This window comes from Synechococcus sp. BL107 (assembly GCF_000153805.1).
Taxonomy (GTDB): domain Bacteria; phylum Cyanobacteriota; class Cyanobacteriia; order PCC-6307; family Cyanobiaceae; genus Parasynechococcus.
The window spans coordinates 1,313,753-1,328,402 of the sequence record NZ_DS022298.1; the positions used below are offsets into that span (position 1 = coordinate 1,313,753).

Genomic DNA, 14,650 nt, shown 5'->3' on the forward strand with positions numbered 1-14,650 from the left:
CTCATAGCTGCCAAAGATTCACCCATTGGCCGATCAGCAGCACGCCAAGGCTGGCGGCGATGGCGGTGATGGCAATGGCGCGCGGACGCATCAAAACAGTGAACAATCCGGCCAGTTTTAGGTCGACCACCGGTCCTAAAAGAAGAAACGCCAGCAGTGCACCGGGAGTGACCTGTGCCGCAAAGCCCAAGGCGAGGAAGGCATCAACGCTGGAGCACACCGACACCACCACGGCCAGCAGCATCAACGCCAAAATTGACCCCGTTGGGGCCCCACCCACGGCGAGCAACCAACTGCGCGGTAGCCAGGTTTGAACGAGGGCGGCGATCAGGCAACCCAGCACGAGCAGGGCTAACAGATCCAAAAATTCGCGGCTGCTTTGCTCCAGCACTTCCAAAGGTCGGAGTCGTTCGGGTTGGGCTGGTGCAATCTCACTGAGGGGATCACCGATTAAACCGCTGCTGCGATGCAAAAGCCCAATCCTGCTTAGGGGTTGGCTCATCCTGCGTTCGCTGAGAAGAGCCGATTCCAGCAATTGGGTTTCCGGTAGCTGGACCAGCAGCAAGCTCAGCAAAACGGCAATCACAAAGGCCCCCAATGGCCGTGCAATTAACAGCCAGGGTTGATCCGGGAAAGCGGCCCAGGTGCTCGCCAACACAATGGGATTGAGAACCGGCGCCGCAAAGAGAAAGCCAAATGCCGTGCCCATGGGTGCACCGCTCGCCAGGAGCCTTCTGGCAACCGGCACATTGCCGCATTCGCAGGCGGGAAGTGCAAAGCCCATCAGGGCCCCGGTGATTGGAGCCAGCAGTGGGTTTTTGGGAAGCCTGTGCACCCAGGCGGTCTGGGGAACCAGCCAGCGCGCCATCCCCGCGATCGCAACCCCCAACAAGAGGAAGGGAATGGCTTCCAGCAAGAGGCCCTGGAAGATCGCCCAGGCGGTCGAGACTTTCTCCAAGCTCGGCGCCAACAAGGTGTGTTCACCTTCTCAGGTCGTTTGCGAAAAAGAAAGCGGCAAGGCTTCATCCTGGGATGCAGATGGCTCTGGGCTCCATGGCTGCTTGGCGCTTTTGGCTGGATCGCGGCGGCACCTTCACCGATCTGATCGGCTGTGACCCCACCGGGACACTGCACATCCGAAAAGTGCTCTCTGAAGGGGGTGAGGGAGATCCAGCAGTGCAGGCAATGCGGGAGCTTTTGGGGATCTCGACCGGGGAACTTATCGGGCCTGGACAAATTGAGAGCGTTCGGTTGGGAACCACAGTTGCCACGAATGCCTTATTGGAGCGCCGTGGTGCACCGCTGGTGTTGCTCACCAACCGTGGTTTGGCTGATCTGCTGCGCATCGGGGATCAACATCGCGCTGATCTCTTTGCATTCGTCCAGTCGGAACGCCCATTTTTGGCCAGCGAGGTGGTCGAAGTGCCGGGACGTTTGGATGCCGATGGTGCTGAGTTGGAGTCGTCCCTCTGGAACGACGACTTACGCAACCGTCTCGCGGCGCTTCGCGCCCGTGGTTTGGATGATGTGGTGGTGGCGTTGTTGCATGCCCACCGCAACCCCGCCCACGAGTTGCAGTGTGCCGACGAACTGACGGCGCTGGGTTTTCACCGGGTGGTGTGTTCCCATCAGGTCAGCGTCAAGCCACGCCTGGTGCCCCGTGGTCAGACGGCGCTGGTGGAGGCGGCTGTTGCTCCGGTGCTGCATGGTTACCTGCAACAGGTGCAAACGGCGCTTGGGTCATCGACGCCCGTTCGAGTGATGACCTCCAGCGGAGCCTTGCAATCGATTAAGGGCCTGATGGCCAAAGACACCATTCTTTCGGGCCCTGCTGCTGGGATGGTGGGGGCGATCGCTGCGGCACGGGGCTCCGGCTTTGAGCGAGTGCCCGTCTTGGGGTTCGATATGGGGGGTACGTCGACAGACGTGTTTTGTGTTGAGTCGGCTGAAGATGCGGCGTTGCGCCTCGTGCAGGAGCAAACCGACATCGCTGGCCTCCAACTTCTGGCGCCACGCTTACCGATTGAAACGGTGGCTGCTGGTGGGGGGTCGGTGCTGCAAAAGGACGGCGATCGCGTGCGGGTGGGTCCACGCTCGGCGGGGGCGCGGCCTGGACCCGCCTGCTATCGAGCCGGAGGACCGCTCACGATTACCGATGCCAACCTGCTGCTGGGGCGGCTACAGCTGCAGCGTTTCCCCAGTGTGTTTGGTGTGCATGCTGATCAACCGCCAGACCTTGGGGTGGTGCAACAGCAGTTTGGGGAGTTGGCAACCGAGCTTGGCCAACGCCCAGAGCAGTTGGCGGAGGGTGCTTTGCAACTGGCGATCGAGCGAATGGCGGCTGCGATTCGTCGTGTTTCCTTGCATCGCGGGCAGGATATCCGTGGCGGCGTGTTGGTGGCCTATGGCGGTGCCGGCGGGCAGCATGCTTGCCGGCTGGCCGAAGAGCTGGGATTGGTTTCGGTGTTGCTGCATCCCATGGCCGGCGTGTTGTCTGCCTACGGGATGGGACAGGCCCGCCAACGTCGACGCTTGCAATTTCACCTTGGTGCGGAGCTCACGGATGCGTTGCTCGTAACGCTGCTGGAGCGGGCCGAAGAGCTGACGCAGCAAGCACGCCAACAGTTGATCGATCAGGGGGATGGATCGGACCGCTCCCATAACCAAGCGGAAATTTGGCTGTCTTTGGAGCTGCGCTACCCCGGTGCTGAGCAGACTCTGATGCTGCCTTTCGAGAAGGGAATGAAGTCGTCTGCCTTGGTAACGGCATTTCAGGAGAGGCATCGGCAGCGCTTTGGCTACTGCATCCGTTCTGAGCAGTTGTTGATTGTGGAGATGCTCAATGTGGAGGTGGCTGCCCCCCAACAGTTTCAACCGCCAGAACTTTGCGCCAACGCTGGCCAATCGCCTCGGGATTTGATGCCCCAGCGCGTACCCATGCATCTGCGGCATGGGGGCTGGCAGAGCGTTGCCTTGTTCGATCGGGAGGAGTTGCCCGTTGGGATTTGCATCGAGGGGCCTGCCTTGATTGCTGAGGCCACGGGTTGTGTCGTGGTGGAGAGCGGCTGGACAGCGCGGGTGGATCGTGCCGCCGCTTTGGTGTTGCAACAGGGGCCCATCGCTTCAAAAGATGCTGAGCAATTAGATGTTGAGAAGTCAGCGTTGAACCAGGATGATCCTGTGCTGGCAGAGCTATATCGCCATCGCTTTATGGCGATCGCTGAGCAAATGGGAGAGCGCCTTCGTCTGACGAGTCGTTCGGTCAATATCCGCGAACGGCTTGATTTTTCCTGTGCGCTGTTTGATTCCCAGGGTGGACTGGTCGCCAATGCACCGCACATTCCTGTGCATCTCGGTTCCATGGGAGACAGCGTGCGTGATCTGTTCGAGCAGGTGGCTGCTGGCGCGGTACTCCCCTTGCAACCTGGCGACACCCTGTTGAGCAATGACCCTTTCCATGGCGGAACCCATCTCCCAGACATCACGGCGATGACGCCGGTGTTTTGTGGTGGTCTGAATCCCAGCTTCTTCGTGGCGAGCCGTGGTCACCATGCCGATGTTGGGGGGATCAGTCCCGGTTCAATGCCGTCGTTCAGCACCAGCATTGATGACGAGGGTCTGTTGCTGCGCAATCTGTTGTTTGTGCGCAATGGTGCGATCAACATCTCAAGCTTGGAGACATCCTTTCGAGAGATGGCGATACCCCCTCGCAATCCTCAGGAATTACTAGCCGACTTACAGGCCCAGGTGGCCGCAAACCAAGCGGGTATCGAAGGGCTCCAACGCTTGGTCGAACGGGAGGGAGAGGCGATGGTGCAGGAACAGATGCAGGGGTTGCAAGATCATGCGGCGGCCTGTGTTCGGCGTCTGATCTCTGGTTTGGCTGATGCGAGCCATGAGCTGCACTTGGATGATGGCGCCACCCTGGCGGTGCAGATTGGCATTCACCGCGATCAACAGAACCGCGATCAACACAAACTGCTGCTGGATTTTCGTGGAACATCGCAACAGCAGCTGGGAAATTTCAACGCACCGCTTTCGGTTACCCGTGCGGTTGTGTTGTACGTGATCCGTTGTCTGCTCGACGACGACATTCCATTGAATGAAGGTTGCTTTGCACCGTTGGAGATATGCGTTCCGCTGGGTTGCCTGTTGAATCCGGAGGCACCGGCTGCTGTGGTGGCTGGGAATGTGGAGGTGTCTCAATCTCTGTGCAATCTGCTTTTTGGTGCCTTTGGCGTGCTCGCTGCTGGTCAAGGCACGATGAACAATCTCAGCTTTGGCAATGGGCGCTGTCAGTACTACGAAACGGTGGCCGGCGGCGGTGGTGCCGGTAAGGGCTTTGCTGGCTCCGTGGGCTTGCAATCGCACATGACGAACTCAAGGCTGACGGATCCTGAGGTTTTGGAAGCTCGTTACCCGGTGCGTTTAGAGCGTTTTGCACTCCGTTCCGGTAGCGGTGGTGATGGCTGCTGGCGAGGTGGTGATGGGCTGGAGCGCACCATCCGTTTCCTCGAACCGATGAGCCTCTCCCTGATCAGTGGGTCACGGCGAGTGGCGCCCTTTGGACTCGATGGAGGAACGAGCGGTGCTTGTGGCGAGAATCAGTTGATCCGTGCCGATGGAACGGAAGAGCGATTACCTGGTTTGGTTCAGCTGGAGCTCAAGGCAGGGGAGGCGATCAAGATGTTGACGCCCGGTGGGGGGGGATATGGAGTGTCTGCGTAAGGGAATCATTGATTTGGTCTTAAGGCTGCTCACCCCCCGCAACGTTTTGGCGCAGGCTTGGTGTAGCGATGTTTGACGTATGGCATTTCTGCACACCCTTCAAACGAATTTGCTTCGATACAACTCCCCGGTGACTTCAGACCAGGAGGAGTACTTCAGTTGTGCCCGCAATCTGGTGGTTGCACAGTTTCAGCTTGCCGATCAGGAACTGACAAAACGGCTCTGGCAAGACGTTGCTGATCGCAATCTCGATGTTGATCGGATTGAGAATTTGATGTACCGGTGTTTCTTTCAAAGCGATAAAGATGCTTTAAGTGCGGCTGATGAGGCTTTTCTCGCTGAGAGGCGTCAACAATCCAGCCAAGCAAGTGAAACAAGAGTAGGTGTTTTTGAGCACTGTTAAAGCTCAACGATTGCGGGCAGAATTGCGGTGGAAGTCGGTCTTGTTCTGCTCAGAGTTGTGGGGGTGTGATTCCCACAAATTTTGCGGCGAGCACCAAATCAGCTTGTGTTAATCCGTTCACTTTGTGCGTATAAATCGTGGCATCAGCACGCCCCCAGCCGAGGCTGAATTCAGCATGGTGACCTTCCTGTTCGCAAATCTGACCCGCAGCGTTCACCCAATCAAGTGCACTTTGAAAGTCTTTAAAGCGAAGTGTTCGACTGAGATGGTGGTTGTCGATGACCGACCAACCGGGGAGTTCAGGGAGTGCCGCCTCGAGTTCTGATGTCGTGAGCTTGGGAGCCCCGATTTGGCATGGCGTACATGACTGATGGGCTAAGTCCAAAATGTACGAGTGGATTTGTGGTCGGTTCTTAGTCTGCATCCCATGGACGATTTCGATCCTATTTCGATCACGCTCTTCTGCGTTGCCTTGGCATCAACGGCCACGGTGCTGTTGTACGGATTTACACGGACAACGCGTCATGAGATTCAACGAACCCAAATGCGTCGCATGCGGAAAAGGCTCAATCGTATGTTTCCGGGGCAAAAGGATTAAGACCGGCTAGCTGTTCCAACCTTTAAAGGGTTTCTGGTCGAAGCCGGCTGGGGCGATAAGCAATCACAAATTGTTGATGGTTTGTTCCGTCGTGTTTAACGGCGGTGATGAGGTCTTCTCCGGTGTTCCATACCCAAATTTGTTCGTTCTGTTTTGGATCCATGGAGCTGGTGCTGAGCGGAGATCCGTGGCGAGCACGAAGCCCTGCCAACACTTCCGTCATGTCGTCGATGGCGAATTCGTAGGCCAACGATTGGAGCCCAGTATCTGGGGTGAGGTCAAACGTCACTTGCGATACGGGTAGGCGATCCAGCATCACGTTGCGCGCGAAGAAGCGTTCTGGATGCGTTGTATTGGCCTGGTGGATCTCACCGAGATGGGCGTGAACTTGGTCGAGGGGCATGCCCCAGGCCAAGCCTTCAACGCAGGCTTGAACGGGTTGGAGACCCCAAAGAATGATCAGCGATGCCATCAGGCTGATCAGTGCTGCTTGCAATCGGTTCAGCATTACAGCCTTGTTCTTCTCTCCATACTGCCGAGGAGAGTTCCCAGGTCGTTAAAAAGAATCTGGAAGAAACAGGGTGCATGTGTTCGTTGCATTGAAGATCGGGGCATGCTTTCCAAAGCTTGATTCAAACGGTCGAACCTTGAGCTCACAAAACGGATGACAATTAATGATTTAAAAGCTGATCTCACGTCTCGTTTGGGAAAAACAGTTGACTCTTTGTGCACGAGAGATGGAACAATTGCGTTGGCCATCGAAGATTTATATCAACCATCACCGGCGGGGTTTGGCGGTAAGTTGTTTTTAAAGGATGGCTCACAATTCGCTTGGGAGCTTTGGCTTGAAGATGGCGAAAGCTGGAATTTTCATGCAAGGCCCATGGGTGGGGAGGAGGATGTCCAATGACAGGGCTCACCTTTGGTTTATGGGATGTCCTGACGGGATTGAATGCTGGTCATTTGGACAGAAATTTGGCAGTTCGATGCAATGGAAGCCATGGCTGAATCGATTTTATTAGACCGTAAATATCAGCTTCTCACCTGGTTATACCTTGTCTTCCCCAATTACTTGATCACACGATTGCGTCAGCATTTGATGTGGATGATTGCGATATTGCTGCTGTGTTTTGGATCTCCTGCGGCGGCGATGGCTTCCACGGCTGGTGAGGAAGTTGTGGTGTTTCGTTCAGCCTATTGCGAGTGTTGTGAAGCATGGGAATCCCATATTGCTGAGGCAGGGTTTGTGGTTCAAGACCATGTCGCCGACGACATGGATGGCATTAAAGAGGCGATGGGAGTGCCGGCAGATTCGGCGTCTTGCCACACCGCGCGTGTATCCGGTTATGTGGTGGAGGGTCATGTTCCAGCTGCATCGATCCAACGGATGCTGAAGGAGCGTCCTGAAATTAAGGGTCTGGCGGCTCCAGGGATGCCCATGGGTTCCCCTGGTATGGAGGTTGATGGAATGGTTGCCGATCCTTTTTCTGTCTTTTCGATTGCCAACAACGGCACGATGGTTGAAATTGATTTTTATGGATCACATTGAGCCAACGATTCCATGTCTGTAAATGTCAATGATTATTTGTTTGAGTTATCATTGATCGGAGCAATTGAGATTAATCAATATTTTTCTGGCTCGTAAATATCTGATTAAGGCCCTCAACTAATGGGCTCTATCTGTATCAAGCTATCGCGAAAATTTTGCTAATTCTTGAAGAGATGATTGGGTCCATATCCGTTGGGGTGCCTTGCTGTTGTTTCCTTCCTCTGGGGCATGAAGGTGCAAAAGCCTTTGGATTTGGCGTTGGGAAATCAAGTCGGAGTCGTCATCCCTCTTGTTCTCGCGCCAGAGTGCACTGCTTGCATGCGTTGTTATGGCAGATTCCCGTCGCACCGTTTTGATCACCGGTGCGTCCAGCGGCATTGGTTCTGTCACCGCGCATCTGTTGTTGGATCAAGGTTGGAACGTGTTTGCTGCAGCACGGCGTCAGGGGGCGATGGACGATCTTCAGCGTCGTGGGGCTGTGGTGCTTCCCCTGGATGTTGCTGATGCTCGATCCCGTGAAGATCTCGCCGCAGAGATTCACGACAGGACCGGAGGACGGCTGGATGCTTTGGTCAACAACGCTGGATATGGGGAGGTGGGCCCCATGGAAACGATGGAGTTGGAGCGAGCCCGATCCATGTTCGAAGTGAACGTGTTCGGGTTGATGGGGCTCACGCAGCTGCTGTTGCCCGCTATGCGTGATCGCTGTCGTGGCCGGATTATCAACGTGTCATCGATTGCTGGTCGCTTCGCGACTCCCGGTGCCGGCTGGTACTGCGCCAGTAAACATGCCGTGGAGGCGATTAGTGATGCGATGCGCCTCGAATTGCATCAATTCGGAATTCAAGTGGTGCTTATCGAGCCTGGATTAATCCGCACCGGATTCGAACAAGCATCGGCTGAATCGATGGATGAAGCAGGGAAGGATTCCGTTTGGGGAGAGATGATGCGACGGGTGGCCGCCGGATGGGCTGAGAGCTTCCGCAAGGGTTCAGACCCCCAGCTGGTGGCACGAACTATCGCAACGGCGCTTGAAACCAACCAGCCAAAATCGCGGTATCTGTGCGGAAGTGAATCCGAAGCGGTGCTGCTTCAACCATTCGTTCCTTCAGCCCTCTGGGATGTCTTGGTGAGACGGCGTCTATTGGGCTCCTAATCAATCAATTAATCAATTCAAGGCTGACATTGATTTCGCCAGCACGCATCATCTTTAATTCATTGGCTGCGCCATGGGCGAGATCAATCAAGCGGTGATATTTAAATGGTCCTCTGTCATTGATTCATACATTGACGTATCTTCCATTTTCTAAATTAGTCACACGAACAATTGTTCCAAAGGGAAGCGTGCGATGTGCAGCCGTGAACGCTCCTTTCTGCAATATTTCACCATTGGCTGTTCGACGTCCATAAAAACCAGGCCCATACCAACTCGCTATTCCGACACCGAGATGTTTGAGATTGGATGCTGGATGGTTTTGTTCTTGGAGGGAAGACTCTTGTAGAACAGATTTAGTCGATGATTTGGGTTGGATTTGCTCTGCCGACGGCTGGTACCGCAATCAAAAGGAGCAGCAGGAGTCGATCATTCACTCTGAACTAATGGAATGATTGCTCTAACCGTATCGAGGATCACTTGATTGACAATCCATCGAAAATTATATTATTACCCCTTGAAATTGTTTCAAGGCCTACTTTTGTGAGGCGCTATTTTTCGAAATGCTGATTTACAGAAGAGAGTGTTGCCTGTGTTACTGATGGTTCGTAGTGTTCTTGTTTTCATCTGAATCATTGAATTCCTGGGATTGAGATGCATCAATCAGAAATTAACAATTGGATTCGTGTTGCAGCACGGTTAGAAGCTGCTGGTTTGACCGAAACGATGTTTTATCAACGGGCCCGTGCGATTTCCCTCGGGGAACCAGATCCATTGCAGGGCTTTGGAGTTGAGGCTGATGGGGATCAGAGCGGTCCTTGATTAATTTGTGCGATGTAGTGATCACTACTGAATTCTGATTTGACAGTTCACAGTTGCTGCTTCTCTTTTTCTATCGTTAATGGGGTTGCTAGCAGTACATGACGATTCCATTTGGTGAAGTCCCCGAGGCTGAGCGTGATGAGCAAATAGGATTTTGGTGGAAAGATCGCCTTGAATTACTAGTTGATGAAAAGCGGCCAAAAGATGCTCGCGCGTTATACCTTGAATTTGAGAATGATTTGAAGTCTAGCTAATGAGATTGATTGATTTAAGTTTCCTGGAATCTCATTTGTTTGGATATCTATTCTCCATTGAGATTTAGCTTGAGTTTCTTTTTTAGAGGTTGAGAGTTGTGGTCAGTGAGGTTGGTATCGCTTAATTCAAGGTTGAAAAATAGGGCGGTTGGGGCAAGAAAAAATGGCCCTGCGTGCCAGGTGCCTTGATGCAGTTTGATCGCCTCGCTTGGTTGGACTTCCACCAATCGCACGGTGCTGTGGTCAAGTTGCTCGGATTGAAGGTTCGCTGCAGCCACGGCTAACCACCAGGGTTGGGCATCCGCAGAGCTCAAGCATTGGGTGGAGTAGGTGTGTCGCGTCATGCTTCCGAGTACCGCAGGGCGTCGACGAAGACGCATGACGTAGTAGCGCAAATTGGCACCGTTGAACTTCAGTTCGGCATCACGCTTGCTGTGGGGTGTCATGTCGTCCACCGGCAAAATCGCCGTACCAAACTGCTCAAAGTTGCATTGATGAAGACTCAGGGCTGTGAGTGTTTCCATGCTCATGCTGTCTGGATTGCAGTACGGAAGCCGAGGCTGACGGTTTGTACAAAGCCTGGTTCATGGTTGCAGGTTGTGCTCAATCTTGACGAGTCGTTTTTTTTTTAGGCTTGGAACTTGTCTAATGATTTTGTAATTCAGAATCGCGGGCTTAGTTGTTTGGTCTGAGGAGCAATGCAAGGCCTGAGATGCTCACAAGGATTGTGAGAACCCCTAGCACGATTGGGTAGAAGGGCTGAAGGTTGAACCATCCGAATTGGCCGGTATGAATCCTGAGTAACCAAAAGGCGTCGATGTTTTGCTCAAGTAAAAGGCTGTATAGCGATCCTGTTGCTGCCGTGATTAGCAAGGGGGCGGCGGCTAGGGGGACCACCCATCGGTGCAGGCGCCGGGCTCGGCGTTGGGTGGCTGTGGATCGACCGTTCATTGTCGTCTCATCTGCTGATGCAATTGACGCTCATCGGCACAGGGCATCCAGCGGCCATTGTTTTCGTGAACCTCAGTGCAACCAATTTTGTCTGCTTGCCTGAATGCTTCAGCTTCGCTCGCGTAGATCCCCTTGCGATGGGCCTGGGCTGGCAAAGGCGTTGCTGGGGTCACGATTAGAACAATCGTGACCGCTGTGAACGCGTTGATTAAGCGGCGAAATCGGCGTTCCCTCGCGATTGGCATGGCGCCCACAGACATATGCAGGGTGGATTGATGGTTTAACCCATGGATCTGTCTCACTGCCTGTGGCTAGTGCTTTCGTTGCTTTTTGAGGGGGAAGCTTCGTTGCGTTCAATCCCCTCTTCGCTTCGTCGATGCAAGTTCCCTTTGGAGCCTCCACCACTGACATAGATGTTCTCGCCGTTGATCGGCACTGAGTAAGGCGTGGGTGAGCACTTGATGGTGATGGGCCATGGCGCCAAGCAATCGTGATCGATCGGGATGGGCTATGGCCGCTCGCTGGCAGAGCTCAGAAAAAGTGTCTCCTGGCATCGGTGTGACACCTAAATCTGCCAACAAGCGCAAAGACTGCTCCAGGGGCTGGCGAGATCCCAATCGCAGCTGCGTCATCACCAATCCCAGCGATAAGGAGGCCATGCAGGCCAGCACAACAAGAAGTCCTAGCCACCTTTGATGTGGACCGAGTACGGCTTGGAGCCAGGCCTGTTGGCTGGCTTGGTCGAGTCCTAGCCACCAGCGTGTCCAGGCCATATCAAGCCCCCACCACTGACCCTGCAACCACTCCCCTAGCGACCAATTCGCAGGATCAGACCAAGGATTGATTGTCTGCTGTTGTCCTTGATTGACATTGTCGAGGGCATTGCGGTCAGCCCAGAGGCTCGGATCCACTTGCCGCCAACCGCTGCCCTCCAGCCAGACTTCAACCCAGGCATGGGCATCACTTTGCCGCAGTTCCATATAAGGACTGCCAGTCATGGGATCGATCTGTCGGCCACCCAAGTAGCCACTGACAACCCGTGCTGGTACATCCGCCGAGCGCATGACTGCGGCTAAGGCGCTGGCGTAATGGCCACAGAAGCCCACCTGGCTCTCGAATAGAAAACTGTCCAGATCCGTCATCGAGCCAGGGCTCAGGCTGTAACGAAAGGGTTGGCTCTTGAACCAGCGTTCGACGGCCATTAGCCGCTCTTGGTTTGTTGGTAGGGATCGAAATCGACCGCCAAGTTCGTTCAAGCGCGGTAACGAAGCAGGTGGCTGCTTTCGTTCACTCTTGAACGGAGGCCGGCGTTGCCAGCCCATTGGGTCGGAGCCCTTGCTCAGGCGAAAGGAACGCTTTTGTCGTGACGCTGCTCCCACCATTAACTCTCCTTCCGATGTCACCCACTGGTCTTTGGCAGTTGGTTTGGAGCGGCCATCCCAGGGCACCGCACGGGTTGAGGACGGTTCGACGATCCACCACTGACTGATCTCAGAGTCATTGAGTAATCCTCGGTTGGGCTGCCGAGCAAAGGCTGCGTCACGGTGTTGCCAGCGCCGGCCATCGAACTGTTCATGCACCAAGACTCGCCAGTAGGCGTTGGTGGGCAACGTCTCCACACCCGAAAGGCTCACCCTGGCGGCGGATGCATTCACGGTGGCCAATCGTTCGATGCTGAGTGGATCCAGGTTGGATGAAAGGCCGGTTACAGCACCACGCTTTGGCCCCAGCTCAGTGGTCCATAAAGGAGCAATTCGAGGAACAAATAGAAACAGCACCAAGGCCAATGGGAGGGCTGCAAGCAAAAGCTGCAAACTGCGTCGCAACAGTCCACGGAGTGAGAGCATTCCGCCGAGCTCATGGCCCAGGAGACCAGCAAAGGCTGCACTGACCGCGATCAGCTGCAGGATCGTTGCCAAAAGTCCTTGTAATTGAGAGGTGAGAAGCCCTGCGGAGAGCAGCTGCAAAAGGGCCGCAAGCCTTCGATCAAAGGGTTTGCTACCCCGCCAAAGTTTGAGTAGAGCGCAGATCACAAGTCCGAAGGTCGGCCAGGTGAGTGCTGCGGACCAATTCAGGGCAAGGCATTGCAGCAAGAGTGGTGGGATGGCCAGCCAGGCGAAAGTTCCCGGCTGGAGGACACGCTGACGAGCGGTGCGGTTCATTCCGTCGCGAGCGCCTCGAGGCAACCATTGCGATGTTGAAGCCCCCTTCCTGGCGACAACGATTTCGAAGGGAGATGCAGGCCATAGCGTTCACCCCGCTGTTGAAGGGTCCAGATCCGATCGGCCAAGTGCTCCCTTGCTTGCTCCATCGGAACTCCAGGAGCTGGTTTAAGAATCCGCTCCACATCCTCAGGAACGCTGAATACCTTGGCCTGCAATGGGCGCCCTTTTGCAACCCCTGCCCAGTCGACGACCGCGGGACGTTCACCCTGCAGCAAAGGGCGTAGGTCTTGCCATTCATCGAGGCCATCACGCCATCGCGGAGGATGTTGCTCTTGCACTGGACCCGGCCTCCGACGCGGCCAGATCAACTGTTGTGTCGGGGGCCGCCAGCGCGTCCAGCAGATGAAAAGGCCCAGCGGTGCAATGGTTTCGATCTGCAGCTGAGGAGGTTGTTGCCAGCCTCTCCGCTTCGGTGTCCAGCTCAGCCCAACCAGCGAAACACCAGCGGAGAGTTGGACAAACGCAGATTCCGGAGCCTTGCGGAATCGCAGACGAAGCGGAGGTCGCCGATGGCGCGTTTCGATCAGCAGCGGGTAGATGGCTGATTCAGCGGCAAAGGTTGGCGCCGGTTCACCACAGCGCAGTACAAGGCCTTGAAGTGTGTCGTGGGTGAGAAACATCGCCAGCAACATCACGGCGAGCATCACAAAGGCCAGCAGCAGCGTGCTGTTGCTGGTGGTTTGAATCGCCACTAAGAGCAGAAGGGCTGCGGTTGCCAACCAAAGAGCCCCGAAGCGACTCGGAATGATGTACAGGTTGCGGAGTCCGAGCGTGAGTTCAGCGGAGGGCATTCACCTGCTCCAGCAGCTTCGTGCTTAACGGAGTCCCTGAACCTGCCGGACGTCCGGCATCCAAACGATGCTCGACCACCGCTGGCACGACGGACTGAACGTCTTCAACGGTCACGTAATCCCGGCCGAAGAGCAGGGCCCAGGCCCGGGCGGCAGCGAGAAGCGCCTGGCTTGCCCGTGGCGATAAACCCTCCTGACCATGGCGACTTGCGGCAACAAGATCGAGCACGTAATTCATCAACTCATCTGAGCAATGTTGAGCAGCACATTGCTGTTGCAACTGCTTTAAAGACTTGCCATCGAGCAATGGAGGTGTGGTGGCGGCTGGTGAGAAACGTCCGCGCAGTAGCTCCTTTTCTGATTCACGATCCGGAAAACCGAGACTCACTCGCATGAGGAAGCGATCCAGCTGTGCTTCGGGTAGCGGGCTTGTCCCAACCTGATCGAGGCTGTTTTGCGTCGCGATGACAAAAAATGGTTCGGGAAGGTCGTGGCTGATGCCGTCCAAGCTGACCCGTCCCGCTGCCATCGCTTCGAGCAGTGCACTTTGGGTGCGTGGACTGGCGCGATTGATTTCATCGGCCAAGACAACCTGAGTAAATAGTGGTCCGGGTTGAAAGCGAAACGATGCTTCGGCGGTGTTGAACACATTGATCCCAGTGAGATCGGCGGGCAGTAAATCACTGGTGAAACTCACCCGTTTAAATCCAAGGGAAAACACCCGAGCGAGGGCTTCGGCCAAGGTCGATTTGCCCATGCCAGGCCGGTCTTCGATCAAAAGATGGCCTCCTGCCAGCAGACAACTCAAGGCCAGTCGTATCTGCTGCTCCTTGCCGAGCAAGACCTGACCAACGGCGTTGATCAGTGGCTGGAGCGCGGGTGAAGCCAAGGGAAACAAACAACCTCAAGTCCACCTTCTCATTTCTGTGCATTGGATACGAAATGGTGCTGAGCGTTGTTATCGATCAAGTTCCGATCGCTGCGAAGAAACTTATGGTCTTCGGCGTCTAATCCAAGGGATAGAAGAAATTATTGATACTGTTCAGTAATGTTGCGCTCTCGTTATTAATTATTGACTTTTTGGTTGCTTCTTTGCTGTCCGGAGTCGTTGTTCTTTTGGCAGGGCTCAATCTCCTTGCGGCTGTGTTTTGAGTTGATTGTGATAATTGATTTTTT

16 protein-coding genes and 2 pseudogenes are annotated in these 14,650 nt (G+C 55.0%); 8 read left to right on the forward strand and 10 right to left on the reverse strand.

What is annotated here, in order from left to right:
* Window position 1: 1 nt before the first annotated feature.
* The gene (locus tag BL107_RS06860; protein ID WP_037988847.1) at window positions 2–958 is read right to left on the reverse strand and encodes a permease; all 957 of its coding nucleotides are present in this window, start codon (window positions 956–958) and stop codon (window positions 2–4) included.
* Between the two features lie 74 nt (window positions 959–1,032).
* Here BL107_RS06860 and BL107_RS06865 point away from each other — a divergent pair, with 74 nt between their 5' ends.
* Together BL107_RS06865 and BL107_RS06870 are read left to right on the forward strand one after the other, a co-directional pair.
* A complete protein-coding gene (locus BL107_RS06865; protein ID WP_009789568.1) occupies window positions 1,033–4,728 on the forward strand; it encodes a hydantoinase B/oxoprolinase family protein in 3,696 nt (1,231 codons plus the stop codon).
* 79 nt (window positions 4,729–4,807) lie between these two features.
* Window positions 4,808–5,131, forward strand: coding sequence for a hypothetical protein (locus BL107_RS06870; protein ID WP_009789569.1), 324 nt, complete (start codon window positions 4,808–4,810; stop codon window positions 5,129–5,131).
* 49 nt (window positions 5,132–5,180) lie between these two features.
* Here BL107_RS06870 and BL107_RS06875 read toward each other — a convergent pair whose 3' ends face one another.
* Entirely contained in the window at window positions 5,181–5,555 is a 375-nt protein-coding gene (locus tag BL107_RS06875; protein WP_232192819.1) for a 4a-hydroxytetrahydrobiopterin dehydratase, read from the reverse strand.
* Between the two features lie 196 nt (window positions 5,556–5,751).
* Window positions 5,752–6,225 (reverse strand): hypothetical protein, encoded by a 474-nt coding sequence (locus tag BL107_RS06880; RefSeq protein WP_232192821.1) that lies wholly within the window; start codon window positions 6,223–6,225, stop codon window positions 5,752–5,754.
* Window positions 6,226–6,393: 168 nt separating this feature from the next.
* Here BL107_RS06880 and BL107_RS06885 point away from each other — a divergent pair, with 168 nt between their 5' ends.
* From BL107_RS06885 to BL107_RS06895, 3 genes are all read left to right on the forward strand, one after another.
* Window positions 6,394–6,639 (forward strand): hypothetical protein, encoded by a 246-nt coding sequence (locus tag BL107_RS06885; protein ID WP_009789572.1) that lies wholly within the window; start codon window positions 6,394–6,396, stop codon window positions 6,637–6,639.
* Between the two features lie 42 nt (window positions 6,640–6,681).
* Window positions 6,682–7,278, forward strand: coding sequence for a DUF411 domain-containing protein (locus BL107_RS06890; protein WP_009789573.1), 597 nt, complete (start codon window positions 6,682–6,684; stop codon window positions 7,276–7,278).
* 328 nt (window positions 7,279–7,606) lie between these two features.
* Window positions 7,607–8,434, forward strand: a complete 828-nt coding sequence (locus tag BL107_RS06895) for an SDR family NAD(P)-dependent oxidoreductase (protein WP_009789574.1) — start codon at window positions 7,607–7,609, stop codon at window positions 8,432–8,434.
* Window positions 8,435–8,438: 4 nt separating this feature from the next.
* Here BL107_RS06895 and BL107_RS06900 read toward each other — a convergent pair.
* Window positions 8,439–8,837 (reverse strand): annotated as a pseudogene (locus tag BL107_RS06900) (septal ring lytic transglycosylase RlpA family protein).
* Window positions 8,838–9,085: 248 nt separating this feature from the next.
* On the opposite strand from BL107_RS06900, the gene BL107_RS12930 reads away from it, so the two are divergent.
* Both BL107_RS12930 and BL107_RS12625 read left to right on the forward strand, forming a co-directional pair.
* On the forward strand, window positions 9,086–9,253 hold the full coding sequence (locus tag BL107_RS12930; RefSeq protein WP_009789575.1) for a hypothetical protein: 168 nt from the start codon (window positions 9,086–9,088) through the stop codon (window positions 9,251–9,253).
* Between the two features lie 98 nt (window positions 9,254–9,351).
* A complete protein-coding gene (locus BL107_RS12625) occupies window positions 9,352–9,507 on the forward strand; it encodes a hypothetical protein (RefSeq protein ID WP_009789576.1) in 156 nt (51 codons plus the stop codon).
* 47 nt (window positions 9,508–9,554) lie between these two features.
* Here BL107_RS12625 and BL107_RS06905 read toward each other — a convergent pair whose 3' ends face one another.
* The 3 genes from BL107_RS06905 to BL107_RS12040 form a co-directional block, all read right to left on the reverse strand.
* Entirely contained in the window at window positions 9,555–10,037 is a 483-nt protein-coding gene (locus tag BL107_RS06905; protein ID WP_009789577.1) for an ureidoglycolate lyase, read from the reverse strand.
* 145 nt (window positions 10,038–10,182) lie between these two features.
* Window positions 10,183–10,458 carry a hypothetical protein gene (locus BL107_RS06910; RefSeq protein WP_009789578.1) on the reverse strand — a complete coding sequence of 92 codons (276 nt, stop codon included), beginning with the start codon at window positions 10,456–10,458 and terminating at the stop codon, window positions 10,183–10,185.
* Window positions 10,455–10,703 (reverse strand): DUF3721 domain-containing protein, encoded by a 249-nt coding sequence (locus BL107_RS12040; protein WP_156779417.1) that lies wholly within the window; start codon window positions 10,701–10,703, stop codon window positions 10,455–10,457. Before BL107_RS12040 ends, BL107_RS06910 begins: the two co-directional genes overlap by 4 nt.
* Before the next feature lie 131 nt (window positions 10,704–10,834).
* Between BL107_RS12040 and BL107_RS13315 the strand changes: the two genes are divergently transcribed.
* Window positions 10,835–10,897, forward strand: coding sequence for a hypothetical protein (locus BL107_RS13315; protein WP_369791580.1), 63 nt, complete (start codon window positions 10,835–10,837; stop codon window positions 10,895–10,897).
* A 475-nt stretch (window positions 10,898–11,372) separates the two neighbouring features.
* Here BL107_RS13315 and BL107_RS06920 read toward each other — a convergent pair.
* The 3 genes and pseudogenes from BL107_RS06920 to BL107_RS06930 all read right to left on the reverse strand — a co-directional run.
* Window positions 11,373–12,620 (reverse strand): annotated as a pseudogene (locus tag BL107_RS06920) (transglutaminaseTgpA domain-containing protein); the annotation flags it as partial.
* Window positions 12,617–13,474, reverse strand: a complete 858-nt coding sequence (locus BL107_RS06925) for a hypothetical protein (RefSeq protein WP_009789581.1) — start codon at window positions 13,472–13,474, stop codon at window positions 12,617–12,619. The gene BL107_RS06925 and the pseudogene BL107_RS06920, both read right to left, overlap by 4 nt.
* A complete protein-coding gene (locus BL107_RS06930; protein WP_037988236.1) occupies window positions 13,461–14,363 on the reverse strand; it encodes a MoxR family ATPase in 903 nt (300 codons plus the stop codon). The genes BL107_RS06925 and BL107_RS06930 overlap by 14 nt, the downstream gene beginning before the upstream one ends.
* Window positions 14,364–14,650 lie beyond the last annotated feature (287 nt).